This window comes from Candidatus Delongbacteria bacterium (assembly GCA_020634015.1).
In the GTDB taxonomy this organism is placed as follows: domain Bacteria; phylum CAIWAD01; class CAIWAD01; order CAIWAD01; family CAIWAD01; genus JACKCN01.
This window is the reverse complement of sequence record JACKCN010000003.1, coordinates 1-25,951: the sequence shown is the minus strand read 5'-3', so window position 1 is coordinate 25,951 and position 25,951 is coordinate 1. Positions and strand designations below refer to the sequence as shown.

Here is a 25,951-nt window from a genome sequence, read left to right as displayed (position 1 = left end):
CCCCACAGAGACTTGCCCCATGAAACACTCCGGCCCCCGTCGTGACGACAGCCCCGAATACCTCGCCCGCAAGGAATCCTTTCGCCGGCTCTTCGTGATCTGCGGTCGGCAGGCCGTGCTGGAAGCGCTGGCCGACCCGCGTCTGGAAGTGGTGAAGGTGCATCTGGCCAAGGGCGGCCGGGGCGACAACCGCGAGCGCATCCTTGCCGCCGCGGCGGCCCGCCAGGTGCCCGTGGAAATCGTGAGCGCCGAGCGCGTCTCACAGATCAGCCGCAACGCCAAGCAGGACCAGGGCGTGGCCGCCGACCTGCGCACGCCCCTCTACCAGCCTCTGGAAGATTTCCTGCAGAACCCGCCCAAGCGCTTCGCCCTGCTGGCCCTGGAAGGCATCACGACACCGGCCAACGTGGGCATGGCCATTCGTTCCGCGGCCGCCGGCGGACTGGACGGAGTCCTGCTGCCCGAGCGCGGCACCAGCGGGCTGAATCCACTGGTGATCAAGGCTTCCGCGGGGGCCGTGTTCCATACCCGCATCCTGCGCTGCCGCGAACTGCTGCCCGCGCTGCAGTCGCTGCAGGCACTGCGTGTGCGAATCTGTTCCCTGGAGGGTGAAGCCCGCGCCAGCCTCTTCGAGCACACGCCCGGCCCGCGCGAGGTCTTCGTGCTGGGCAGCGAGAGCGACGGCATCAGCAGCGAGGTGCGCGCGCTGGCCGACTGCCGCCTCTCGATTCCGCTGAAGAACGGAGTGGAATCGCTGAATGTGGCCGTGGCCGCCAGCCTGGTGGCCTATGCGGGCTTGTTGCGCAGAGGGTGAGGCGTTGGCGCCGACAGCATTCTGCAAGAGCGGCTGATTGAAAGGTTGAGCTGCGGCTGTCTGAAACCTTGGCCAGCCAGTGGAACTCATGGGTCGAGTCTGCAGGCAGCATTTTTACCAGTGGTGGTCCCGCATCCAATGAAAGAGCAAGCATCCTGGAGCGCCAGGAGGGCACGAGTGCCCTCCTGGAACTCAGAATTGCTGATGCACCCTGGTGGGAATCATACCGGAGGTGGGACTCGAACCCACACGACATTGCTGCCACAAGATTTTGAGTCTCGCGCGTCTACCAATTCCGCCACTCCGGCAAGGCGGGCCAACCTAGCATTCGGCCGTTGCTCCAGCAATCCAGTGCCGGCGAACTCAATCCACGGGCAGTACGGCCAGGGGGTTGTGGGGCGGCCAGCGCAGCACGAATCCGATGGCCGAGATCAGCACCAGCCCGCCCAGCAGCAGGCTGGGGGTCGGCGCTTCGGCCAGCAGCCACCAGGCCAGCAGGCTGCTGATCAGGGGTTCGCCCACCAGCGAAATGTTCACGCTGAAGGATGGCAGATGGCCCAGCGCATAGTTGAACAGGCTGTGGCCGATGACCGTGGGAATCAGCCCCAGGGCCAGCAGACTGAGCATGGTCACGGGCTGGAAAGGTCCCGGTGAGGCCCCGGCCAGCAGCATCGCCAGCCCACAGGCAATGCCGGCGCTGAGATACACGGGCGCCAGATATCGCCCCAGCGCCAGCGCCTGCTGTCCCGGACGGGCGGGGCGCGCGATGCGGGCCATCAGCAGATAGGCCGTTGAGGCCGCCGCTCCGGTGAGGGCCAGCAGGTCGCCAAAGAGGTACTCGGGCCCCAGCGTCAGGTCCCCCCAGCAGATGATGCCCGAGCCCAGCACGGTCAGGCCGATGGCCACCCCGTTCCAGCGATTGAGCCGCTCGCCCAGGAAGAGATGCGCTCCCAGCGCGCTCAGAATGGGTTGGGTCAGCATCAGGAACACGGCCGAGGCCACCGTGGTCCAGGAAAAGGCCGTGATCCAGAGGATGAAATGTATGCCCAGAAACAGTCCTGCGGCCAACCGCGCGCGCGACTGGCGCACGCTCAGCGGACGGGCGTCGATGCGCCGGGCGCGAAACCAGAAGGGCAGCCAGAACGCGAAGGCGATCGCCAGGCGCCAGAACGCGATGGTGAAAGGGTGCGCCTCACCCGCCCAGCGAATGAAGATTGCCGACCAGCCCACGCAGAGCACGGCTCCCGCCACGGCAAGCCAGGGGTTCAGCGGCATGATTCCACTCCAGCACTGTGTGTCGTGGGGCGCGCGGAGGACATCCGGAGCAGGCCCAGTTCCTGGCGCACGCAGGCGTCCAGCTCGGCTTGCGCCACATGCGTATACGCGGCACTGCGCCCCGGGGGTTTCCGGTGCAGCTCCCGCAGGCGGATGCCCGACTCCAGCAGCCGGTTGCGACAGGGCCCAGCGGAGGGCGGAGCGGGCAGACTGGCCACCAGCCGCCGGTTCAGGCTGAGCTGGCCCGAGAGCCTCAGGGGATCGTACCACAGCCCCAGCCAGTCATTGAGCGGGCCACTGTTGAGCCAGGCCGCCAGCATCAGGCACTCCTGCTCATCGGCGCAGAAGATCTGGATCACGTTCACCACGCCCATCAGGCTCTCGCCGCAGACGGGCAGTGCTTCCAGCCGTCGGCTCATGTTGGCCACCAGCACCCGGGGACGCGCAAGTTGATTCCGGCGCACGGAGGACAGTTCACCCGGATCGATCGCGGGGCGCAGCAGATCCTGGCCACGAAAACGCTGAGCACGCACTCCCCAGTCGTGGTACCAGGGTTCGATGGCACCCGAGCTCAGCAAGGCAACGGGAGGCAAGGAGTTCGCGGCGTGCTCACCGACACGCACTGAGTAGAACTCGGCCGTGGTCATCGAAGCCTTCACCTCGAATCGGTCCCCCAGCCGCGGACGTGCATTCGTCTGGATCCAGCCGGAACGACCGGAATGGAGCAGCGGACCCCAGCCAGCGTTCGCGTTCTCGCGGAATTCATTCTGTGATACCGAATGCGTCGGGCCGGACCGCAGGGCCGCATCCAGTCTGCCCACCCGGGCCGGGGCCTGTGTCCGCCTGCGCTCCAGCAACAGCAGCACGGGCTCCACATCGGCGGTTCCGAACAGTCTGCTGCGCGGGGCGTGATGCAGTTCCGAGATTCTGGTCTCCCGGGCCAGCAGCTCGCGCAGTGCCTGGCCGTAGGAGGCGGCGAGCCACTTGTCGGGCAGCAGCAGACCCATCCGCCCGTCCGGTTTCAGCAGTTGCAGCGCCCGTTCCACAAAGGGGATGTACAGATCGAAGGGTCCGCGCGCCGTCAAGAAACGCTCGCGCAGAGTGAGCCGCTCTTCACGGCCCAGACCGCCCTCCTCCACACCATTGCGGTAGGGAGGGTTCATCACGATCCGGTCGACACCGTCTCGCAGACGGTCGGGCAACGAGTCGAGGGGCGCCAGTGTGTTGCAGTGAAACAGCTCCCATGGCGTGGCAGCCGGCGTGGCGTCACCGATCAGACGGGCCAGGGCGAGAGCGTGGCGGTCCAGGTCGGCACCGACGACCCGAGTCGCGCCCGGATCCTGGCGCTGGATTTCTTCCAGAAAGGCCCCGCAGCCACAGGCCGGATCCAGCCAGCTCAGGCCGGGCCGGTCGGCCAGACGGCTCACGAGGAACCGGGTGGCCAGGGGGGGCGTGTAGTGCATGCCAGGAGTGCCGGCTCCGTCGGCTCGGTGCAACAGGCTGTACAACTCGCCAATCGCTCCGGATTGCCGCCACCCGCCCGGTCGGGCCTGCAGCAGCTGGCGACAGGTCCTCAGGCTCTCATCCGGTTCGCCGCTGCCCCCCGTGCCCGGCAACCGTTTGGTCAACCGCGCCTCTTCGTCACGGAGATTCACGGTGGGCGCAGGGTCCCCTGCCAGCTCGAGGGCATCAAGCAGCAGCAGACGTGCCCCCGTTGGAAACGCGTCGGGCGGCCATGCTTGCCGTCCAGAGGCCTGCCGCCAGGCCTGGTCCAGAGCTCTGGTCCACTTGCGCAGAGAGGATGAATCGCTGTGGTGGGGAACTGACATGGCCGAAGGTAGACGCGCACGGTGTCAGTTACAATGGACACTGCCTGCGACAACTGCACGAGGAAACCGGCGCCTTGATGGTCCCGGCGGGGGATTTTGCTAGACTGGCCGGTTATGGAACCAAACAATAATGTACCGACGTCCCCCGCGGACGAGGAACCCCGGACCGGCGCAGGCGCCGACACCCCGGGTCACGACGAACAACAGTTGGAGGCCTCGGAGGCCCCCGGTGGCACCGATCCCAACAGCGACATGGAAGCCACCGGCCCCCAACGTCCCGATTTTCGTTTCGAAGATCTGTCCCCCAGAATGCAGCAGGCCGTGGCCCGGATGGGCTGGCCCAGCCCGATGCCCGTGCAGGCCAAGGCCATTCCCATTCTGCGCGACCGACGCGACCTGATCGTGCAGAGCAAGACCGGCAGCGGCAAGACCGGTGCCTTTCTGCTGCCCATTCTGGAATCCCTCAAGCCCGGCAGCACCGACTGCCAGGCCCTGGTGCTGGCCCCCACGCGCGAGCTGGCGATCCAGGTCTACGAGGAGCTGCTGAAGTTCACCGCGGACAGCGATGTGCACTGCACGCTGCTCTACGGCGGTGTGGGCTACACCAAGCAGATCCGCGAGCTGGAAGCGGGCGTGCAGATCGCGGTGGGCACTCCCGGGCGTGTGCTCGACCATCTGGAGCGCGGCCTGCTGAAGATCGGCCACCTGCGTTTCCTCTGCCTGGACGAAGCCGACGAGATGCTCTCGATGGGTTTCTACCCTTCCATGCGCAAGCTGAAACGCTGGCTGCCCCAGAAGCGCCAGACGATGATGTTCAGCGCCACCATGCCGCGCTCGGTGCGCAATCTGGCCAAGGAATTCCTGTATCACCCCGAGTTCCTCAGCCTGACCGGCGACCGCCTGAACGTGGAGTCCATGAGCCACGAGATGTACGAAGTGCCCCCCATGGACAAGGACCGCTGCCTGGTGCGCGTGCTTGAAATGGAGAATCCGGCCAACGCGCTGATCTTCTGCAACCGCAAGAGCGACGTGGAATACCTGTACCAGTTCCTGCAGAACGCCGGCTACGACGCCGACCGGATCAGCGGCGACCTGACCCAGCGTGCCCGCGAGAAGGTCATGGGCATGATCCGCGAGCGCAAGCTGCGCTATCTGGTGGCCACCGACGTGGCGGCCCGCGGCATTGACATCAGCGACCTGGAAATCGTCTTCCAGTACGATGTGCCCCAGGACCACGAGAGCTATGTGCACCGCGCGGGTCGCACGGCCCGGGCGGGCAAGACCGGCAAGAGCATCACCTTCGCGACCTACATGGATGTGTTCCAGCTGAAGCAGATCCGGGCCAAGTACAACATCCCGCTGCAGGAAAAGCAGGTGCCCACCGAAGAAGCGGTGGCCGCCCGTGTCAGCGAGCGTCTCACGGTGGAACTGGAAGAGCAGTTCCGTGATGGCGGCAGCATCATGCAGGAGAAGCTGGCCCGCTTCCGCGCCCTGGCCGACGAACTGGCCGACAGCGACAATGGCCGTGAGCTGATCGCGATGCTGCTGGACGAAGCCTATCACCGCATCCTCCATCTGCCCGTGCAACTGCCCGAAGAGAAGATCCGCTTCGAGGAAATCGGCGACCGGGCCCCCAGGCAACCCCGTGACTCGGACGACTCACGCGATGAAGACGGACCCCGTGGCGACCGCCCGCGGCGCGGACCGCGCAATCGCTCGGGTGGCGCACGCCGCAGCGGCCCATCCGGCGGCTCGTCGGGCGGAGGTTCGCGCTGATGGTTCCGCAGATCACGCTGCTGGTCGTCCTGATGCCCTTGATGGCCTGGGGGGCGCTGTCCTCCCGGGCATTGAACGAACTGTATGCCCTGCAGGCGGAGATTCGCGAGACGAATGAGGCGATCCATGCCGGCCCGGCTCCCGACGGTTGTGTGCCAGCGGCTCCTCCCGACGTCCGGCTTGAGAAGAAAACCAAGTTTCGCCAGCTGGATACCCGTCGCAAGTTCAAACTGCCCGCCGGGACGCGCCTGACTCTGCTGACCCACCAGAGCAGCGGTTTCGTGTTGCTCAATGGGAACGATACCCTGCGGGTGGAATCCCCGCGCAAGCTGACCACCCCCTGGGCACGCCAGCTGCTCAGCTGGCGCCGGGACTCGCTGGAATGCCGGCTGTCCGCCTCCCGCGCCCTCAACGGCTGGCGTCTGGAGCGTGATCTGAGCGACCGGGAACTGGCCGAGACCGATACGATCGAGAGGCTGTATCGTCGCCCTGGAACACACCAGAAACTGGAACCGATCCAGGTGATCCATGGCAGCGTGTTGCCCGACTGGCAGGACAGCCTGTTCTGTCAGCGCTTCTCCGTGCCCGACAGTCTGCAGTTCAGCAGCGAACCCTGGGGTCCCGGCAGCCTGCCTGCCTTGGGTACCGATGGGCTGCCCGCCGTGTTGCAGTTCGATGGCCTGCAGGATGACTGGCTGGCTTTCCATCGACTGGATACGGGCGCCAGGCTGTTCTGTCACCGCGAACGCGCCGCACGCCGGTTTCCCCCGGAACAGGCCGCGGACCTGCAGCGCTGGTCCGCGCTGGATGCGGAACGCAGCCTGGCTGCGCGCCGTTATCGGCTGCTGCAGCGCTGGGAAGCTCCGCTGGTCGAGCAGATCCTGGCGGGGCTGGTCTGGAAGGGCATGAATGTGGAGATGCTGGACGAAGCGCTGGGCCTTCCGTCGCGGGAAATCGTCCAGGGCAGTACCGTGATCCGTGAGTATGCGCGCGGCAACCAGGTCATTCTGGTGGACGGACGGGTCACACAGGTGGAACAGGCCGGACACCCATGACCCTGACCGCCGAGCAGCAGGCGGTGGTCCGACAGCTCGACGGACCACTGATCGTGCTGGCCCCCGTGGGCAGTGGCAAGACCCGTGTGCTGGCCGAGCGCCTTCTGGCCGCAGTTTCCGCAGGGCATGAGCCGCGGCGCTGTCTCTGTCTCACCTTCACCAACCGGGCGGCGCGCGAACTGCGCGAACGCATCGCCTCGCTGGACTCCGCCTCCCCGGGCGACGTGTCCCGAGGCGCTCCACTGCTGACCACCTTCCATTCCTTCTGCGCGGGCTTCCTGCGCCAGGAGGCCGAGCACGCCGGCCTGCGCAGCGATTTCTCGATCTACGACGAGGATGATTGCAGTGAACTGCTGGTCCGTCTCAACGGCGAGAACGGCGCGATGGATGAGCGCGACGCCCAGCGTCAGGCCACAGCGCTCTTCTTCCGCTGGAGCGCGGCACTCTCCGCCCTGGGCAAGCAGGACCTGCGCGCCGAAGCGATTCCGGCGTCGGCACTGGCGGGCTTTTCGCCACCGGACCGCAAGCTGCTGGCCGCCTACCTGGCCGCGCTGGGTGAACACAACGCCCTCGATTTCTCGCTGCTGGTCTATCGCACGCGTGCGCTGCTGGCCTGTGTGCCCGAGGTGCGTGCCCGCTGGGAGAGCGAGTACGACTGGGTTCAGGTCGACGAGGTCCAGGACACGCACGAGAGCGAGTGGGAAGTGCTGGAAGTGCTGGCCGCCGCCCACGGCAACATCGCCCTCTTCGGTGATCTGGACCAGACGATCTATGGCTGGCGCGGCTCACACCCCGACAAGCTGATGGAGCGCTTTCGCGCCAGCTGGCCCGAGGCGCGCGAGTTGAAACTGTCGCTCAATCACCGCAGCACGAAGCAGTTGCTCAGGCTTGCCGAGCAGTGCGCGCGCCGGATGAACGACCGTCACACGAGCCTCAGTCCGTCGGAAGCGCTGGAAGAGGGCGAGGCGGTGGAACTCGCCCTGGGACTGAGTCCCCGCGAGGAAGCCGCCGAGATCGCCCGTCGCCTGCTGCGCCGCTTCTCGCAGGAACCGGAGAGTCGCTCACGCACGGCCGTGCTGGTACGCAGCCATTGGCTCACGCCGCCCCTGCAGCAGGCGCTCAACGAGGCGGGCATCGCCTGTGCCACCGAAGCCGACCTGCGCTTCTTCCGGCGGCGCGAGGTGCGTGACCTGCTGGCTCCCCTGCATCTGCTGGTCAATGGACGCGACCGGGCGCGTCTGGCCCGCTGGCTGCGCGCCAGCGGCCGGATGACACCTTCGCTGGGCAAGGCCCTGCTCGCGCTGATGGCCGAGGGGCCCGACGCCCACCTGCGTGTCACGGACCTGCTGGACCCCGACTGCCTCAAGCGCGGTGACCCCTTTGCCCGCCTGCTGAGTACCTGGCACGAGGGCATGCTGGCGGTGGTGGATCTGGAAACCACGGGCCTGGATCCGGCCGATTCGGAAATCGTCGAGATCGCCGCGGAAATGGTGGTGGGTGGCTTCGGTGTCGACACGTTCCAGCGCCTGCTGAAAGTGGAACACGGCCTGCGCGGCAGTGATTCGGTGCACGGCATCAGCGAGGCGGAGCTTGGCCGGCAGGGCGTGGCGGCCACCGAGGCCCTGCACGAACTGGCCAGCAAGCTCAGCGGACTGTTGCTGGTGGGGCACAACTTCGGATTCGACCTGGGCTTCCTGCTGCATCACTGGAAGCGGCACGGCCTTGAGATGTCGCCGCCGCCCTGGGTCGACACCCTGGATCTGGCGCGGCGCGTGTTTCCTCCGCGGGGAGGCTTCAGCCTGGGCGCGCTGCGTGAACGCCTGAATCTCAGCAACTCGCCCACTCACCGGGCCGCCGATGATGTGGCCTGCACGGTGGAGCTGCTGGCCCGGATGATTCCCGAACTGGAGCGCACGCGCGAGGAACGCGAGGATCTGGTGCGCGCCCATGCGGCGCACTTCGCTCCTCTGGCCGCACGTCTGGATCGCTGGCAGCGCCTGTCGCGCACGCTGCGCCCCGCGGAACTGCTGGACGATGTGCTGCAGGACTTCGTCGCCCAGGGGCATCCCGTGGACGAGCGCATTGCCGCACGTGTGCGGGCCTGGCTCCGCCAGGGCGATCGTCCGGAGCTGGATCCGGACGCCAGTCTGAAGGAACTGCTGAGCCAGGGCAGTCTGGTGAAGGCGGTGGATCTGCTGGGCGAAGACCGTGTGCCCATCCTGACCATCCACGCCAGCAAGGGCATGGAATTCGATCACGTGGTCCTCGCGGGCGCTGCGGAGGGCATTCTGCCCGACTTCCGCAATTCGCAGGATGAGGGGCTGGAAGAGGAGCGCCGCGTGTTCTACGTGGCCATCACACGCCCGCGCCGCAGCCTGCTGATCACCAGCAGCCAGTTGGACAAGCGCGGCCGCACCCAGACCTGGTCTCGCTTCGTCAGCGAAAGTCTGGAAGTACCAACGATGCCCACCCTGCTCAATTGAGCATGCGGTGGCACACAAGCCACGGAAACCAAACCATGTGCGGACGATACAGCCTGAGCAGCACCAAGCTGACCCTCAAGCAGCGTTTTGAACTGGCCCAGCAGAGCGAGTTCTCCCCGCGCTACAATCTGGCACCCACCCAGGCCGGTGCTGTGATCCGCCTGGCCGAGGACGGCAGCCGCAGCCTGAAGCCGATGCGCTGGGGTCTGATTCCCGCCTGGGCCAAGGATGCCTCGGTTGGCCCCAAGCTGATCAATGCGCGCGCCGAGACCCTGGCCGAAAAGCCCAGCTTCCGCCAGGCCCTGCGCCAGCGCCGCTGCCTGGTACCCATGGATGGTTGGTTCGAATGGAAACGCGCGGGTCGGTTGCGCCGCCCGTACTTCATACATGCGGAAGATGGTTTGCCCTTCGCCGTGGCCGGTCTCTGGGAGCAGTGGCTGAACCCGTCACACGAGCTGATCGAGAGCTACACCGTGATCACCGTGCCCGCCACTCCCACCCTGGCCGGAATCCACGACCGCATGCCCGCCGTGCTCGCTCCCGGTGTCTGGTCCTCCTGGCTGGATTCCGGTGTCCAGGACCCCGCGCGGCTCACCCCGCTGCTGCAGCCCTGCCCGGATGAGTGGCCCGCCTTCCATGAGGTCAGTCCCGACGTGGGCGCAGTCCAGAACGACCGCCCGGATCTGGTGCGCCAAGTCGGGGGCCAGACCTCCCTGTTCTGATCCCCCCTTCCCCCCACTCTCTCCTCACTCCTTCTGACGCTCGTTTTCGTGTGTCAGGATACATTTTGTGCTCTCGTCAGGGCAAGGACCCCCTGCGCGGGGGGCGTTCTCCTACCTTTTCTTCGCGAAGAAAAGGTAGGTCCAAAAGAAGGCTCAGCAGACCTCGCGCCGCGCTAACTTGGCCCGCGATGCGGTCCTTCGGGCCAAGCGCGGCGGCCCACGTGAATGCTCAACCGTTCCGTCTCGATGGTTCCGCCACCGGCGTCACCGCTGCGGAAGAGGGATGGATTCTGGGGCTGGCCCCACTTTTGTCGCCCCCGCGCAGGCGGGGGTCCATTGCATGACGCCCATTGCATGGCGCCCACTGCATGGCGCCCACTGCATGGCGCCCCGGTTACACCGCACATCCATGCCACCCGATTCATCCGCGTCCGCCCGTGGATTCCCCACGGGCTATGGATGTGTGATGCCCCGTTCGGGGCTTGGCAGTGGGTGAATGTCTGACGAGGCGAAGCCAGAATCCCTTCCCTCGCGCTGCGGGGGAAGGCACGCCGAAGGCGTGATGGGATGGGGGCATCCCGTGGCAGGGAGGACCAGAAGCGCCTTGCACCTCGCGAGTTCCCACACGCCCGCCCGTGGATTCCCCACGGGCTATGGATGTGTGATGCCCCGTTCGGGGCTTGGGTGGGAAAGCGTGTGGAACGATGAAGGCGACACATCCCAAAGCGTCGCTTTGGGCTGAGGAAACAGTGCCACTGCGGGGCGTCCTATTTCAGCAGCAGGATCTTCCGCGCCCGCGTTTCCCCACCTGCGGCAAGCTCCACGATGTACACCCCGCTGGCCAAGTCACTGGCATCCCATCGCACATGGTGCTCGCCCGCGCTCTCCAGTCCGGAAACGAGTGTCCGCACCTTCTGCCCAAGCACGTTGTACACGGACAGCTCCACCTGCAGAGGGCGGTTGAGAACATAACCCAGAGTGGTCACGGGATTGAAGGGATTGGGGAACGCCGGCCGCAGTTCGAAGCTGCCCGGATGCGCCTGAGGTTCCTTGAGCGGTGCACGCACGGCTATCAGGTGATCCAGCGTGCCCGCATGCGGTCCACCGGTGTAGCCGATGTCGTTGCGCAGGGTGCCTTGGCTGGGCCAGCGGGCGAAGCCGGGATTGTCGGGGTCTTCGATATCATCATAGGCCGTGTCCGGATGGCCGGCGTCGATGGCCGGGGAAGCTGGGGACAACCAAGGGGCCCCCAACTCCTCATCGAACAGCGGATTGACTCCGACTTGGTTGCCGATACCTGGTACGGGTTCCTGGACGATGTTGTACTCCCATGATTGGGATGTGGGTTCTTCGAGCTCAATCCACTGGTCGTACTCGTTATCGTGAAACACGCTGTTGCGCACAATCAAAGTGGCCGGATTCCACAAGTTGATCAGGTGTCGGATGTTGCTGCAGCCAACAACCGACACATTGTCCAACTCGATTGTCGGGGTCAGATTCTGGCTTTCACCCCACGCCCACAGAAACGCTTGCTTGCTGTAGTGTCGTTGGTCGAGTGGCAACCAGTTCGCGCCGCCAACAATATTCTCCACATGCACATTCCGCAGGACTCTTGTACTTAAGTTTCCGGCGATGCCGAATGCAGTTCGCCTTACATTTCGAAGAATCGCACCTTCGATCAGACCTTGGCTGCCGAACCAGATTCCTCCATCGTCACAGTTCTCCAGCAGAATTCCCCTTGCATCCAGATAGTCCGAATTCAACCATACAGTGAATCCAGGGCCTGAGTACCCAATGCCATCGCTGGCGCTCACTTCCGGAATGGGATTGTCCATTCGGCTGTTGCGCACCGTCAGATTTCGAACGACCATCGTATCCACCGACCAGGCCATGAATTCGCGCCCCTCGTTTTCACCAGGCTCATACTCTGGCCAGACATCCGTGTAGACATCCAGATCGTCCACACGGTTGTTCTCGAAGAGCACATTCTCCAGCCTGCGATTTCCGTAGGCCATCCAGACCATGGCGTTGTAAAGGGTCCAACTGCCTGGAGTATCACCGACGTCCGGATCTGGGGGCAAAATCACAGCGTTGTTGCGGATGCTGGCATCGATCAGGTCACACCGGACAAGAGAAATGAGGGGGTATGGATGGTTGAATGAGGCCCTGGTGCTATCGCCCAGGATGTTGTCGTGGAAACTCAGGTTGCGCAGTTCAGTGCCATTTTCCTCTTGGCATTGGATATAGATCATGCTGGTCTGATTGTCCATCATCCGGTTGTGATGCACATGGATGTTGTCGAACACGACAGGCCCAAGGTTTGGAGTGGCCCGCAACACTCGAGTGGAATCACATCCAGTGATCTCGATGTTCCGGACCACCATGGTTGATCCATCGGTTCCTTCGCCACGCCTTTTGAAACTCAGATAGCAGCCTTCCGAGTAGATGTTGCCTATGGATGAGTTATTGGTCGGGGTGAAACCATACCATAACAGTTCCGCATTCCCCGTACAGTTGACGATCCGAACATTTGCCAAAGCCAAGGAGTCCATATCAGAGTGAAACTGCTTCAGGACTGGGCAATCAGTACCCCCACCATCCCAGTAGAAACCGTCCACGATCACTCGGCTTTGAGTGGCGTGAATTTGAAACGCATGGGCTAAGACGTTGTTGGTTTCAACCCGAGTGCCCCGGCAGTGAACGCGTCTCAGAGTTAAAGATCCGGTAGAGTAGTTCGCGCTGTTGTATACACCATGAAATAGAATTGATCCTTGGTCAGGTGCCCTGCAATCTGCAAATACCACGTCCTCAAAAACCGCACTTACTTCAGAAACCATCTGGATGGCGCCAGCACGAATGTGATATCCGGAATTGGAATCCCGGTGCCCCTGCCCACGCCAGAAGGTGAGACCCCGAACCGTGAGCAGCTCTTCCCCGCCCGTGTGGACAGTCAGGATCGTGCCCACATACTCTCCATCCAGAATGGTCTCGGCGATATCTGTTGAATCCTGCGTGAAGATGTAATTGGAACACAGCAGCAGCGAATGGGTGGGGCTCTGCAGCAGACCTGTCCAGTTTCCACGGTTCACCAGCACGGTATCGCCGGGGGCGCTGGCGTCCATCGCGGGCTGAATGGCGGGATAGTCTGCGGGCACATGAAGAATTGCCGCGCGGCAAAGCGAGGTCATGATGCACAGCAGCAGGATCCAGGGTCGCATGGAGTCCTCGGGTCAGGCGAATGTGACAGGGAACGACCCGCCCAGTTTAACGAATGCAGCTCCCGGGTGCTGGATCTGGATCATGGGCGGGGATTTCATGCAACCGGACGGAGCTTCTTGCAGGATGGGCAAAGGCCGCAGGCGGTGCCCTCAATCCTCCTGGACATCATCAACAGGGTGACGGTCCTTTCAACCGTCGCCCTGTTCAAGAGCATGACGGTCCCAACGACCGCCACCTCGACCGCCTTGTCCTCCGACGAAACCGCGGACGAAACCGCGGACGAGGTGGTGGACGAGATGGTGGACGAGATGGCGGACGAGATGGTGGACGAGACGGTCGACACCACCTTGCACGAGGCGACGGTCCTTTCGAACGTCGCCCTGTGGACCAGCTTGACGGTTCCATCAACCGCCGCCCTGATCCTCCCTGTGCAGGGATCCCAATGTGTCGGGCATCCGCGCCCGCCCGTAGATTCCCCACGGGCTATGGATGTATGATGCCCCATCCGGGGCTTGGCATGCAGCGATTGTGTGCCGGGGCGAAGCCAAAGTCCCCTTCCCTCGCGCAGCGGGGGAAGGCACGCCGAAGGCGTAATGGGATGGGGGCCTTTCGTGCCAGGATGAACGCGAAGTGTCGTGCCGCGCGAAAGTGCCCCCATCCCCCGCAGCGCAAGCGCTGCGCCTTCCCCCGCTGCGCGAGGGAAGGGAAACCTGGCTTCGCCCCCGCAGCGCGAACATGGCTAGACATGAATACGAGTACGCGAGAGGCCGACCTTTCCCCTCAGAATCAATCCCCAACAATAGCGGTGACGCCGGTGGCGGAACCATCGAGACGGAATGGTCGAGCATTGTCCGTGGGCCGCCGCGCTTGCTCGCCGGACCGCATCGCGGGCCAAGTTTGCGCGGCGCGAGGCCTGCGAAGAGGGTCTTTCTTTGGCTCCACCTTGCTTTGGACCCGTCCCACTAGTGTCTCATAGATAATTGCTGATAAAAAGAGGGTCTTCCCGCGTGTGTTGTGTTATCTTATGTCGCCTAAAAACAAAGACTAACAACACAGGAAGACCCATGCGCCAAAGTAGCGTACTCGGACAACTCCTCAAGCTGACTCCACGTCGGGAATTCGAAATTCTTGCAGAACAACATCATGTTGGCCAGCCTTTTCGCAAGACGACGCGCTGGAATCAATTCGTGGTCTTACTTACAGCTCAACTTGCCGGGCATTCCAGCTTGCGGGAAATCGATCATAGCGGCAAAGCATTGCAGCCGCATCTCCTGCGATTGGGATGCAAGCCTCTGAACAGGTCTACACTTGGGAGGCTGAATTCTCGGCAGTCGCCAGACCTGTATCGTGATCTGTTCCAGCGGCTTCTGTCCCGTTGTCAGGAATTCGCCGGACAACGAAAACTGCCAGTGAACCGGAAGCTGATCTCGTTGGACTCCACCCTCATCCACCTTTGTCTGAAGCTGTTTCCGTGGGCTGATTGCAGTGCCTACAAAGCAGGGGTCAAAGTCCACGTCGGTCTTGATCATGCCAGTTGGCTCCCGGAAATCGTCTGCATCACGGAAGGTCGCCGGCATGATCACCAGGTTCTCTCCCGCAGGTCAAACTCATACCTGGAACGGTGTACATTTTTGACAGAGGGTACTGTGACTATGCCTGGTTCGACCGATTGACGAAAGCCAACTGCCCGTTTGTCACTCGTGCAAAGTTCAACATGCGGTACGAAGCTGTGAAGGATCGCCCACTGGTTCCTGGGTCCGGTGTGCTGGCCGATCAGAACATCCACTTGACCGGTGTTCAAGGCAAAAAAACACACACGACAGCTCCGAAGGATCCACTACTTCGATCCGGGAACGCAAAAGGATCTTGTATTCATTACAAACAACCTCAAGTGGTCTGCTGCCACAATCGCAGCCATCTACAAAGAGCGCTGGCAGATCGAGTTGTTTTTCAAGTGGATCAAGCAGCGCGCCAAAATCAAGCGATTTGTCGGCAACAGCATGAATGCGGTCATGACACAGATCTGGATAGCTCTGATTGCCTACCTGATTACTGCATTCGTAAAGTTGAGTCGGCATCTGGACCATTCATTGACCCAGATTTTCCGTCTCATCCGGGCAACGCTTTTCGATCACCGTGACCTGTGGGGTGTTGTGATCCATGCCACTATCCCGCCGCAAGCATCTTCCGATCTCCAACTTGAGCTAAAGCTGGCATGATGTGGGACACTAGTGGGACCCGTCCAAAGAAAGGTGGAAAATGATGCATCACGGGAGGCAGTCCCGAGCCGAGGAAGGCATCACAGAATCGCGTCAGTGACCGGATTCCGGTAGAAGGAGATGAACATTCAGCGGGGGGATTGGCACAATACAAATCGCGGTGTAACTGCCGGGGCGCCATGCAATGGATCCCCGCCGTCGCGGGGATGACACTGATTGTGTCACTTCTGCAGCGGTGACGCCGGTGGCGGAACGGTCGGGCATTCACGCGGGCCGCCGCGCTTGGCCCGAAGGACCGCATCGCGGGCCAAGTCAGCGCGGCGCGAGGCCTGCTGAGCCTTCTTTTGGCCCTACCTTTTCTTCGCGAAGAAAAGGTAGGAGAACGCCCCCGCGCAGGGTAGTGGACTGCCGGCGACAGCCTCCGTGACATGTGCACTGCAGTCTCACAGCGGTTCTGAACCAGAATGAACTTGTGGTGTAACCAATCAGGATTCCCGCCTTCGCGCGAATGACGGGGATGGGCGAGTAGTACAGTCCCACTTCCTGCAGATCAATCCCTCTTCCGCAGAAGAAAAGGGTAGAGAGCGCCCCCCGCGCAAGGGGGTTACGCGCCGATGCGAGTCACCATCAGGAGCACGAGCCACGAATACGAGTACGAGTACGAGTACGAGTACGAGTACGAGTCAATCTGATGCGGATCTGATCAGTTCAGGCCAATCAATACCGGATCATGGTCCGAGCTGCGGAAAGGATCAGGCTTGAAAATGGTGGGATCCTTGTACTCCAGATTGTAGTCCAGCAAGGGGCATTCGTCGGCATTGATGTGCCAGACGCCGATGCCGCTCACCAGAGGGGCCAGACTGGTGCTGGCCAGGGCGTGATCCAGCACACCACTCTGACCCTGGTAGACATAGCTGTACCGCGTTTCCGCGGGCAGGCGGCGCAGCAGATTCTCGAAACCGGCCTGCTCCAGAAGCCGCGGAGGATCCTCTTCCAGATAGGCGTTCAGATCGCCCATCAGCAGCACATCCGGGTCGCCGCTCTCCTGCTTGACCCGCTCGACGAACTCCAGCAGCCGGGCAGCCTGGCGCGTGCGCAGGGCGTTCCAGCAGCCCTGGCCCTGATCCTTCTCCTCTCCCTCGGCACCCCGGCAGCCCTTGGATTTCAGGTGATTCACGATCACACTGAGGACCTGGCCATCCTTGCGTGATTTCACCGTGATCGCCAGCGGCGGACGGCTGTAGATGGGATCCGTATCCGTACGCGCCGCGCCGATCAGTTCCAGACTGGCGGGACGGTAGACAAAGGCCTGCTTGATCGCATCGCTGCCCAGCCCCTCCGCCGGGTCGGCCACCGCGCGCCAGACTTCCTCGCCTCGACTGCCGTTCAGCGCGTCCACCAATTTCTGCAGCGCCTGACCGCTGTCATTCTGGATCTCGATCAGGCCGTAGAGATCGGCATCCAGCGCCAGCAATGCACTTTCCAGCTTGGCCTGCTGCCGTGTGATCTCCTCGGCGGAGTCCGCACCGCGTCCGCCGGGGGTGGCGAAGAAGTTGAGCACATTGAACGAGGCCACGCGCAGGCTGCCACCCACTTCGGATGGCGAGTCCGGCCGGGGATTGCCGCGCTGCAGCTCAAGCACCGCCGATGCCTGCAAGTGCCAGCCTTCCTTGAAGGGCTCGAGCACACCCTCGACACGAGGCAGCAGATCTCCCGTGCGCGGCATCGGCTGCTCGCCCAGCCAGGCGATGCGGGCCGGGTTCTGCTGCAGGTCGGCGTCATCCAGGATCACACTGGCCAGTGACCGGTCGATCTGGCCCACCGTGGCGGGCAGGCTTCCGGCGGTGAAGGGACGCGGGCCCTCGCAGAGAATCGCGCTGCCATAGCGGCCCAGGTGGTAGGTATCGATCACGGTCAGTGGTCCGTCGTGGCTCACGCGCATGCCCTCGAGGGCCTCGAGCGACGAATCATCGCCCAGCCTGAAGGGCTGTGCGGCCGGCAGGGGCGTGTCACCTTTGCGGTCCAGAATGCCCACATGAGCCAGACCGGTGCGGCCGTTTTCCTCGTCCACAGTGCCGCGCACGGTCAGCAGGTCACCCACGTGTGGCAACCCACCGGTCTGATCCCAGTCCACAAAGAGCGCATCGGACGTCCCGGGATCACCATCACCATTCTGATCCTGGATCACGAAGCCAACCGGCTGCTCCCCTTTCTTCAGCAGCAGGGTCACCACACCATGGGTTTCGAGGGTCTGGCCCACCACGGGGCTGGACTCCCGGGTGCCCTGGATGTCCGGGATCGTCATGCGCAGAATGCCATCGGCCGCCGTCTCGGGCACTTTGGGACTGGTGGACACACACGAGAGCAGAGCGACGGAGGAGAGCACAAGCAGGGTGGACAGAGGACGCGAAGGCATGGGATGTCCTTTCGGGGACGGAGGTGGAGAAACTAGCGGGACGGATCGGCAGAAAACTCGCCGGGAGCACCAAAGTAGAACTCGGGGCGGCGATCGTTCAGGACATGATTGGTGGAGGTGATCATCTTCTCGTCCGCGTCCGTCGGGTCGATCACGGCCCAGATCAGCTCCTCGGCATCGGCAGAGGCACTGGCCAGAATCTCGCCCCGCGGGTGCACGATCTCGCTGCCGCCGGTGAAGGTCAGGCTCACGCCGTTGCGTTCCTCGCTGCCCACCCGGTTGCAGAGGATCGAGAACACGCGGTTCTCGACCGAGCGGATCACCATCGCCTTCTGGCACCAGGCCAGCACCAGATTGGCGGGGTGGCAGAGGATCTGCGCCCCCTGCAGGGCCAGACTGCGGGCCAGTTCGGGAAAGATCCAGTCGAAGCAGATCATCAGCCCCAGTCGGGCGCCGGCATCCACCACGGCGGGCGCGCGGTCCCCGGGATCGAAGCAGTTCTTCTCGGTATTGAAGAGGTGAATCTTGCGGTAGACGGCCACCAGGGCCCCGTGATGCACCAGCACGCTGCTGTTGTAGATCGCGTCGCCGTCGCGCTCCGGGATGCCCGCGTGGATCGTGCAGCGCTGACGATGGCTGAAGTCCTTGAGCGCCGTCACCACGGGCCCGTCCAGACTTTCCCCGGCGGTCAGGGCCTCGGCGCGGCTCTGGAAGAAGTACCCGCTGCTGAACAGCTCGGGCAGGACATACAGATCCGCGGGTGTCGATCCCATCAATTCCAGCGCACGCATCGTGTTCACCCCGGGGCGGCCGAATTCGGGCCGGGTCTGGACGGCGGCAACGATCATGGATCACACTCCTTGTTCAGCGGGCCAGGACTCGGTTGATGCGCTCGATGCCCAGAGCCAGTCGTTCTTCCGGTTCGCTGACGAAACAGAGCCGGAACCAGTTCTCGAATCCCGCCCCGAAAGCCGCCCCGGGCACACAGGCCACGCCTTCGCGCACCAGCTCCTCCAGCACGTCCACGGCCGTCCGACCGGCGCAGGCGGCACTGGCGTCCATGAAGGCGTAGAAACCGGAAGCCGGCAGCAGGCAGGGAACCTTCAGCTCGCTGCAGACCCGATCGCGCAGTCGGCGGTAGGTGGCATTCAGCTGGGGAAACCAGTGGTCCCAGTGTTCCAGCGCCTGCAGCACGGACATCTGGTTGTTGGTGGGCGCATTGTACACCGTGCGCGAACAGACGGCGTGCAGCCGTTCGGCCAACCAGGGTTCGCAGACCGTGTAGCCCACGCGATAGCCGGCGGCGGCCAGACACTTCGAGAACGTGAAGACGCTGACCGTGCGCTCGTGCATCCCGGGCAGGGTGGCGATGCTGATGTGGGGCGTGCCGTCGTAGATGAAATTCTCGTAGGCTTCGTCACTCACCACCCAGAGATCGTGTTCCATGGCGAAGGCCGCCACCTGTTCCAGTTCGGCGCGACCCAGCACCACACCGCTGGGATTGTTGGGCGTGTTCAGGTAAAGTGCCGCGGTCGTGGGTTTCAGACCCGCTTCCAGCAACTCCCGGACGGAAGCCCCGCGGCGCAGGGGCAGGTAGAAGTCCAGGTCACGGGCCAGACCGCCCGCCTCGTGGATCACACCGCCGATCAGATGCCAGTGCGGACTGAGAGTCAGCACTTCCTCGCCCGGATCCAGCAGGCAGCGGAAGGCGGCGTACAGACCGTGGATGCCACCCCCGGTGATCTGCAGATGGTGCGGATCCAGTCCCTGCATGCCATTTTCGCGGGCCAGCTTGCGCAGCAGCAACTGGCGCAGCTCGGCGTGCCCACGGGTGTTGGCATAGCAGTTGTAGCCCGTGTGACGGGTTTCGTCCAGCTGGCTGGGACGCGCCAGCTCCGGGGCGGGCAGGTGGGTGTCGCCCATGTGCAGCATCACCAGATCGTCGCGCTTGTGACGACGGATGACTTCGGCCACTTCCTCGAAGACCGTGCGGAAAACGGCCTGGCTCTCCTGACTGGTGTCTCCGAACAGGGGCATGGGATTCTCCTCGTTGAATGCCGCGCAATCTAATATCCTTGCCCAGCACCGGCGCCCCCAATCCGGTCCTCTACCGCACGCGATTCGCCGGGCACATGAGTCGGTGGGCATGCGACTCAACCGAACAGAACCAAGGCGGGAGGTCTTCTGAAGCCCATCCTTTCGGTCTCCAGGCGCACGGACATTCCGGCATACTACGCGCAGTGGTGGCTTCGGGCGGTCCGGTGTGGCCACTGCACCATTCCCAACCCGGTCAGCGGCAAGCCCGTGCATGTGCCGCTGGCCGCCGAGCACTGGGCGGGCGTGGTCTACTGGACTCGCAACCCCGGGCCCCTGCTGCCCCATCTGGATGAACTGGACCGACACTTCGGCCAGCGGGTAGCCTTTCAGGTGACCCTCAACGGCATGCCCCGCGAGCTGGAGCGGCGCAATCCTCCCGTCGAGCTGGCCCTGAAGCAGATGGCGCGGCTCAGCGAGCGCTACGGGCCACGCAGTCTGAGTTGGCGCTTTGACCCGATCGTGCTCACCGACACTCATGGCCCGGACCAGGTTCTCGAACGCTTCCGGCGGCTGGCCGGTGCGCTCTCCGGAAAGGTGGGGCGATGCATTTTCAGCTTCGTCGACGACTACCGCAAGGTGCTGGACAACTTCGCGAGCCTCGAGCGCGACACCGGCATCCGTCGCCTCAGCCCCACCCGGGACCAGCGCCTGGAGCTGACGCATCAACTGCTGCAGGTCGCCCGCGAGGCGGGAATTGCCCTTCAGGCCTGCTGCGAGGATGAGCTGCTGGCCGTGCCGGGCATCGAGAAAGCCCGCTGCCTGGATTGCGAACAGCTTGTCGTCCGCCCCCATGGACGCTCCCCGCGCAGCCAGCCCACGCGCGAACAATGTGCCTGCCACGCCAGTCGGGATGTGGGCACTTACGATTCCTGCCCGCACGGCTGTCTCTATTGTTATGCCAACCGCAATCCGGAACGGGCACTGGCTTTTCACCAAGGCTATCTGGACGCCGGTCGTCGCCTGCCACTGGATGATCGTGGACCAACAGCCTGAAGACCGCCAGTCGTCGGCCCTGGCGAAGATTGTCGGGCCGTGACGGAAACCCTACTTTGGGCGCCGTCGTTACTCTGCGGGCCGAAGCGGTGGGCGGAAAGCACCCCCCGGAAGCCCCGACGCAGCGTCGGCCGATGGCCCGAGTGGGCCGGGAGGCGTGACGGCGTCATTCACTCGCGATCCAGGAGGCAGTTCATGAAGGCTCAGGTACGCATACTGTTGATGCTGTTGTTCGCGTTCGCTGCCGTTCAACCGCTCTTCGCCCAGGAAGGCAAGGTCGTGCAGGTGACCGGCATGGCCGAGATCCAGGGCGACAACAAGATGGCCGCCAAGGATGCCGCGCTGCGCGACGCGATGCGCAAGGCCGTCGAGACCGGGCTGGGCACCCTGATCGAAAGCCAGACCCTGGTCGAGAACTTCGCCCTGGTGAACGACCGGATCTACAGCCAGGCCAAGGGTTTCGTCAGCGACTACCAGATCCTCTCCGAGAAGGAAGACCACGGCTCCTATGTGGTGGCCATTTCCGCCACGGTCAACACGGCCAAGCTGGGCGACGACCTGCGCGCCATCGGCATGCTGCAGGACCTGGTGGGCAAGCCCAAGATGATGGTCATGATCGACGAGTTCTGGTGGGATCCCGCGCTCACCAAGGCCCAGCAGACTCCCGTGGACGACCCCGCCAGCGCGGCCACCCTGACCAGCGCCTTCCTGGACAAGGGCTTCTACAACATGGTCGACGCCGACATGGTGAAGCAGCTCCGCAGCCAGGAGATGATGCTGCTGGAAGATCTGATGAACGACCCCGAAGGCCTCAACGAACTGGCCAAGAAGGCCGCCGCCGATTACGGTGCCGAGATTCTGGTGCTGGGCACCTGCAAGGCCGAGCCGGTGAGCGTGGACGGCGGCAAGTACACCGCCAGCGCCACTCTGGATGTCAAGATCGTGGACGCCAGCACGGGCGCCCTGCTCAGCCGCAAGAACGTGAGCCAGGGCGGTGCCGGCATTTCCCCCGAAGGGGCGCGTTCGGCCAGCGGTGGCCGTGCGGCCCAGGCCATCGCCGACGATGTGATCAGCCAGGTGCTGAACTTCTGGCAGAACAAGTCCAACAACGGCCAGGACTACATCGTCAAGCTCTACAACGTGACCAGCTATGCCCGGCAGGGGCTGAAGTTCCTCAACGGGCTCAAGGGCGTGGGCGGCGTGATGCAGGCCAACAAGCGGCTCTGGGACGAGAAGCTGCAGCGCATGGAAATCGCGGTCACCTTCAAGGGCGGCACGGTGGATGACCTGACCGACGCCATCCTGACCATGGCGATGGATCTGCCCGGTTTCGAGAACATCGACCTGCGCAGTGCCACCGGCAACAACCTGAACTTCTATCTGCCCTGACACAGCGCTCCGCCGGAACGGCCCTTCGATTGAACCGTACCCGCGCGGGAATCTGCCATGGATTCCCGCGCTTTTTTTGAGGCTCATGTGAAACTGCTTCGCTCCTCTCTGCTTCTGCTGCTGTGCCTGCTGCCCGTGCTTTCCACCGCGCTGACGGCCGCAGCCCAGGAGAAACCCGAGATCGTGGTCACCAAGATCTTCATCGGCGACGGCTCCGAGATCGACGATGATTTTCTGGTGAATGGCGGCAAGGACCTGGCCGCAAGCGAAAGCGTGCGGCTGGTGAGCCTGCTCAAGGCCCTGCCCCAGTACAACGTGCACGACAGTTTCATCGAGAATCCGGCCACTTCCGTGGGCAGCCTGAGCAAGAAGGGCAATCGCGTGTACGTGCGCGGCATCATCAGCCGGGCCGATGTGTCGCGCAAGAAGTTCTTCGGTGACGTGGAGCTCTGGACCTTCTCGATCGGGCTCAGCCTCGAGTTCTTCGACATCCAGTCGGGGCAGGTGTATTACAGCCGCAGCCTGACCAGCCGCGTGCCCGTGGAAACCGCCACCGAGATCGATGCCGGCTACCGCCACGATTCCTTCGCCGAAGCGCTCAGCGCGGGTCTGGATCACCTGGTGGGCCAGATCGGCAAGGACTACCTGCCCAGCAGTGCCAGCGCCTCGGTGATCATTGCCGAGAGCGAGGACATGGTCTTCATCGATGGCGGCAGCACACTCGGTTTCTACCCCGGCCTGGTGGTGCAGTTGCGCAGCGAGCAGGGCAACTGGATGCTGAAACTGACCGATTGTGAGGAGAAGTTCAGCCGCGCGCGCATCCAGGCCTCCTCCGGGGGCGGGCTGCCGCCGCTGGGCGCCAGCATCCGGGTGGACGGTCTCAATTCGTCCTCGGCCAACGGTGGCCAGCGTCTGGCCGTGTCCGGTGTGACCACCGTGAATCCCGCCTCCCTCGACCCGGCCTTCGACGTGGACAACGCCACCATGGGCCAGTGGCTGCACGACGCTCTGGCCGAGAGCGCCGCGTTGCCCCTGCTGCCGCCCCTGCTGGCCGATGGCAGCGGCAGCACCAACGCCCTCAAGGCCGCCTTCTTCGATGCCCAGGCCGCCTTCAGCGTCTTCGGTGATGTGAAACAGAGCGAGATCATCGGCAACCGCGCCTTTCCCGACCTGCTGGTCCGCGCCGTGATCACCCACGCGATCAACTACAAGAGCCAGCGTCTGGGCTACACGGGCAACACGCTGACTCTGGGCGTGGCGCTGGAAATCTACGACCGCCGCACGCGCGAGACCCTCTTCAGCGTGTCGCACGAAGGCAAGCAGCTCGAGAAGCAGAACGAGTCCTACCGGCAGACCGATCTGGTGGGAGCCTGGCGTGATCTGGCCAAACGCACTCTGCGCGAGACGGCCGAACTTGTGGTACAGCAGTTCAAGCCGGGCACCAAGCCGGTGGCGGTCAGCAAGCTGGAATCCGACGGCACCCTGCGCCTGGTGGAAGGCGGCGAGCTGGCCCAGGGCCTCAGCCTGCAGCTGGCGCGTCCCGAGCGCGAGATCAGCGACGCCGCCGGCAATTCGCTGGGCAGCTGGAAGCGCGTCTACGGCATCGTGGAAATCGTGGAAGGCACAGCCAAGGGAGCGCGGGCGAAGATCACCCTCTCCGACGGCAGCACCAAGCCGGCCAAGGGCGACTTGCTGCTGGTGCCCGAGACTCCCGGCCAGGCCGCGCCGCGCGCCCGGCTGGCCGAGCTGACGGTGGGCGGCCCCAAGGTCGAGAACGGCTACGATCCGGATCACGACATGGTGCTGGCCTGGCTGCAGCGCGAGCTGGCCGGCAGCGGCATGTTCATGATGCTGCCCCCGGCCAGCCAGCAGAAGGCCTTCGACGCCGCCGACGTGGCGCTGGCGGGCGGCGAGTTCAAGCTGGCCGACATGGGCGAACTGCTCTCGCCCACCTTCCCCGAGCCCGAATACCTGATTGATGCCCGGCTGGGGCTGGCGCGCTGGACCAAGGAGACCAAGACCTACCGCAGCAAGCTGGAGTTCACCACGGGCATGGAACTGAGCTTCCGCAACGCGGATGGCACACCGGCCCTGCTGGCCGCCGGCAGCGACAAGGTGCGCCTGGCCTGGACCGAAAAAGACACCCAGGAAACCGACGGCGGCAAGGTGATTCAGGGCATTCCCGACGAGGAGTTCCCCCAGCGCCTGACCCAGTGCCTGGAAACCTGCATCACCGAGCTGGTGAAACAGGCCGCCACCCAGACGGAGACCGCCAAGTGAACACGCTGTCCCTTTACAGCGACGCGGGCATCGCGCTGATCCGCCTGAACCGCCCCGCGACGCGCAACGCGATTGACGACACGTTGATCGCCGAACTGACTCACACGGTGGCGACGCTCAATCAGGATCCCGAGCTGCGCGTGGTGATTCTCAGCGGCGAAGGTGAGGCCTTCTGCGCCGGGATGGATCTGGGCTATCTGGCCCGTCTGGCCCGCTTCGGCGAGGAGGAGAACCGCGCCGACAGCCGCGCGCTGCTGGAACTGCTGCTGGCGATCCGCGAATCTCCGCTGCCCTGGATCGCCGCGGTGAACGGTCCCGCCATCGCGGGTGGCTGCGGCCTGGCCACCGCCTGCGACCTGATTCTGGCCGACCGCGAGAAGGCCCGCTTCGGCTACACCGAAACCCGCATCGGCTTCATCCCGGCCATCGTCAGCCCGCTGCTGGTGGAACGGGTGGGCATGACCCGGGCCCGCGACCTGCTGCTCAGCGGACGCATCGTCAGTGCCGGCACCGCGCTGGAGCTGGGCCTGATCAACGAGCTGGCCGACCCGGGAGCCGTGCTGGCCCTGGCCGGCAGCCGCGCCCAGGCCCTGGCCCGCCAGTGCAGCCGCGACTCGCTGGCCGCCACCAAGTCGCTGCTGCGCCGGATCAGCGGGCTGGAACTGCGCTCCGCCATGGAACTGGCCCTGGAAGACAACGTGCGCCTGCGCCAGAGCGCCAGCTGCAAGCGCGGAGTCGAGGCCTTTCTGGCAAAGCAGGAACTTGACTGGCGCCTGCTGGATCGGGACCCGAGTTCGCCGATAAGCTGAGTTCACCCCACAGCGTGAACCACAGTTGAATCCCAAGCACGCCCGTTCTCCCGGAGGCCTCCGTGACACCCGCCACTCTCGTGCAGCACCAGCTGGACGCCTACAACGCCCACGATCTGCCGGCCTTTCTGGCCTGCTACCACGATCAGGCCGAACTTTTCCGCATGCCCGAACGCGAACCGTCGATGGTGGGCAAGGCCGCCATCGCCGAGCGCTATGGCACCCAGGTCTTCACCGTGCCCGACCATCATGCCGAGCTGCTGGGCCGCCTCTCCAGCGGCAACAAGGTCATCGATCACGAACGCGTGCTCGGCCTGCGCCCCGAGCCCAGCGAAGTCTTCGCGATCTACGAAGTTCAGCAGGGCCTGATCACGAAGGTGTGGTTTCATACGGTGAAGTGAACGCGACAGGGGTTCCTAACCGCTGTCATCCCTGCGGAAGCGGGGATCCCCGAGGGCAACACCACAAACCTCATCCCCCTCCACTGCCCATCATTCCCGCGCGAACGGGAACCCATTGCATGCGCCCCGCCAGGGGCACCGCGCACAATTCATCACACGGCGCCTCCGCACCAA

Annotated in this window: 19 protein-coding genes and 1 tRNA gene; 13 read left to right on the top strand and 7 right to left on the bottom strand. The window is 64.1% G+C overall.

What is annotated here, in order from left to right; translation table 11 throughout:
- Window positions 1–19 precede the first annotated feature (19 nt).
- Window positions 20–814, top strand: coding sequence for an RNA methyltransferase (locus tag H6678_06835; protein MCB9473507.1), 795 nt, complete (start codon window positions 20–22; stop codon window positions 812–814).
- Window positions 815–1,038: 224 nt separating this feature from the next.
- Here the strand turns inward: H6678_06835 and H6678_06830 are convergent.
- From H6678_06830 to H6678_06820, 3 genes are all read right to left on the bottom strand, one after another.
- Window positions 1,039–1,122 (bottom strand) — tRNA-Leu (locus H6678_06830).
- 55 nt (window positions 1,123–1,177) lie between these two features.
- Window positions 1,178–2,089: a DMT family transporter gene (locus H6678_06825; protein ID MCB9473506.1), complete on the bottom strand. Its 912-nt coding sequence runs from the start codon at window positions 2,087–2,089 to the stop codon at window positions 1,178–1,180.
- The gene (locus H6678_06820; GenBank protein ID MCB9473505.1) at window positions 2,080–3,717 is read right to left on the bottom strand and encodes an N-6 DNA methylase; all 1,638 of its coding nucleotides are present in this window, start codon (window positions 3,715–3,717) and stop codon (window positions 2,080–2,082) included. The genes H6678_06825 and H6678_06820 overlap by 10 nt, the downstream gene beginning before the upstream one ends.
- A gap of 408 nt (window positions 3,718–4,125) precedes the next feature.
- Here H6678_06820 and H6678_06815 point away from each other — a divergent pair, with 408 nt between their 5' ends.
- From H6678_06815 to H6678_06800, 4 genes are read left to right on the top strand one after another with little or no spacing between them, the layout of a single operon-like run.
- Entirely contained in the window at window positions 4,126–5,694 is a 1,569-nt protein-coding gene (locus tag H6678_06815; protein ID MCB9473504.1) for a DEAD/DEAH box helicase, read from the top strand.
- Window positions 5,694–6,749 (top strand): hypothetical protein, encoded by a 1,056-nt coding sequence (locus tag H6678_06810; protein MCB9473503.1) that lies wholly within the window; start codon window positions 5,694–5,696, stop codon window positions 6,747–6,749. Before H6678_06815 ends, H6678_06810 begins: the two co-directional genes overlap by 1 nt.
- On the top strand, window positions 6,746–9,232 hold the full coding sequence (locus H6678_06805) for a UvrD-helicase domain-containing protein (GenBank protein ID MCB9473502.1): 2,487 nt from the start codon (window positions 6,746–6,748) through the stop codon (window positions 9,230–9,232). Before H6678_06810 ends, H6678_06805 begins: the two co-directional genes overlap by 4 nt.
- A 35-nt stretch (window positions 9,233–9,267) precedes the next feature.
- Window positions 9,268–9,954 carry an SOS response-associated peptidase gene (locus tag H6678_06800; protein ID MCB9473501.1) on the top strand — a complete coding sequence of 229 codons (687 nt, stop codon included), beginning with the start codon at window positions 9,268–9,270 and terminating at the stop codon, window positions 9,952–9,954.
- Between the two features lie 767 nt (window positions 9,955–10,721).
- Here the strand turns inward: H6678_06800 and H6678_06795 are convergent.
- Window positions 10,722–13,172: a T9SS type A sorting domain-containing protein gene (locus tag H6678_06795; protein ID MCB9473500.1), complete on the bottom strand. Its 2,451-nt coding sequence runs from the start codon at window positions 13,170–13,172 to the stop codon at window positions 10,722–10,724.
- A 66-nt stretch (window positions 13,173–13,238) separates the two neighbouring features.
- On the opposite strand from H6678_06795, the gene H6678_06790 reads away from it, so the two are divergent.
- The 3 genes from H6678_06790 (at window position 13,239) to H6678_06780 (ending at window position 15,392) form a co-directional block, all read left to right on the top strand.
- Window positions 13,239–13,670 carry a hypothetical protein gene (locus H6678_06790; GenBank protein ID MCB9473499.1) on the top strand — a complete coding sequence of 144 codons (432 nt, stop codon included), beginning with the start codon at window positions 13,239–13,241 and terminating at the stop codon, window positions 13,668–13,670.
- A 567-nt stretch (window positions 13,671–14,237) separates the two neighbouring features.
- Window positions 14,238–14,846, top strand: coding sequence for a DUF4372 domain-containing protein (locus H6678_06785; GenBank protein ID MCB9473498.1), 609 nt, complete (start codon window positions 14,238–14,240; stop codon window positions 14,844–14,846).
- A gap of 120 nt (window positions 14,847–14,966) precedes the next feature.
- A complete protein-coding gene (locus H6678_06780; GenBank protein MCB9473497.1) occupies window positions 14,967–15,392 on the top strand; it encodes a transposase in 426 nt (141 codons plus the stop codon).
- 703 nt (window positions 15,393–16,095) lie between these two features.
- Here the strand turns inward: H6678_06780 and H6678_06775 are convergent.
- The 3 genes from H6678_06775 to H6678_06765 are packed head-to-tail and all read right to left on the bottom strand — an operon-like array spanning window position 16,096 to window position 19,845.
- Entirely contained in the window at window positions 16,096–17,808 is a 1,713-nt protein-coding gene (locus tag H6678_06775) for an ExeM/NucH family extracellular endonuclease (protein MCB9473496.1), read from the bottom strand.
- Window positions 17,809–17,840: 32 nt separating this feature from the next.
- Window positions 17,841–18,656, bottom strand: a complete 816-nt coding sequence (locus tag H6678_06770) for an acyltransferase (protein ID MCB9473495.1) — start codon at window positions 18,654–18,656, stop codon at window positions 17,841–17,843.
- Window positions 18,657–18,672: 16 nt separating this feature from the next.
- Window positions 18,673–19,845 (bottom strand): pyridoxal phosphate-dependent aminotransferase, encoded by a 1,173-nt coding sequence (locus tag H6678_06765; protein ID MCB9473494.1) that lies wholly within the window; start codon window positions 19,843–19,845, stop codon window positions 18,673–18,675.
- Window positions 19,846–19,992: 147 nt separating this feature from the next.
- On the opposite strand from H6678_06765, the gene H6678_06760 reads away from it, so the two are divergent.
- The 5 genes from H6678_06760 (at window position 19,993) to H6678_06740 (ending at window position 25,777) form a co-directional block, all read left to right on the top strand.
- Window positions 19,993–20,898 (top strand): DUF1848 domain-containing protein, encoded by a 906-nt coding sequence (locus tag H6678_06760; GenBank protein ID MCB9473493.1) that lies wholly within the window; start codon window positions 19,993–19,995, stop codon window positions 20,896–20,898.
- A 195-nt stretch (window positions 20,899–21,093) separates the two neighbouring features.
- Window positions 21,094–22,287, top strand: coding sequence for a hypothetical protein (locus tag H6678_06755; GenBank protein MCB9473492.1), 1,194 nt, complete (start codon window positions 21,094–21,096; stop codon window positions 22,285–22,287).
- An 87-nt stretch (window positions 22,288–22,374) separates the two neighbouring features.
- A complete protein-coding gene (locus H6678_06750) occupies window positions 22,375–24,567 on the top strand; it encodes a hypothetical protein (GenBank protein MCB9473491.1) in 2,193 nt (730 codons plus the stop codon).
- Window positions 24,564–25,376 (top strand): enoyl-CoA hydratase/isomerase family protein, encoded by an 813-nt coding sequence (locus tag H6678_06745; protein MCB9473490.1) that lies wholly within the window; start codon window positions 24,564–24,566, stop codon window positions 25,374–25,376. The genes H6678_06750 and H6678_06745 overlap by 4 nt, the downstream gene beginning before the upstream one ends.
- 62 nt (window positions 25,377–25,438) lie before the next feature.
- Window positions 25,439–25,777 (top strand): nuclear transport factor 2 family protein, encoded by a 339-nt coding sequence (locus H6678_06740; protein MCB9473489.1) that lies wholly within the window; start codon window positions 25,439–25,441, stop codon window positions 25,775–25,777.
- Window positions 25,778–25,951: the final 174 nt, after the last annotated feature.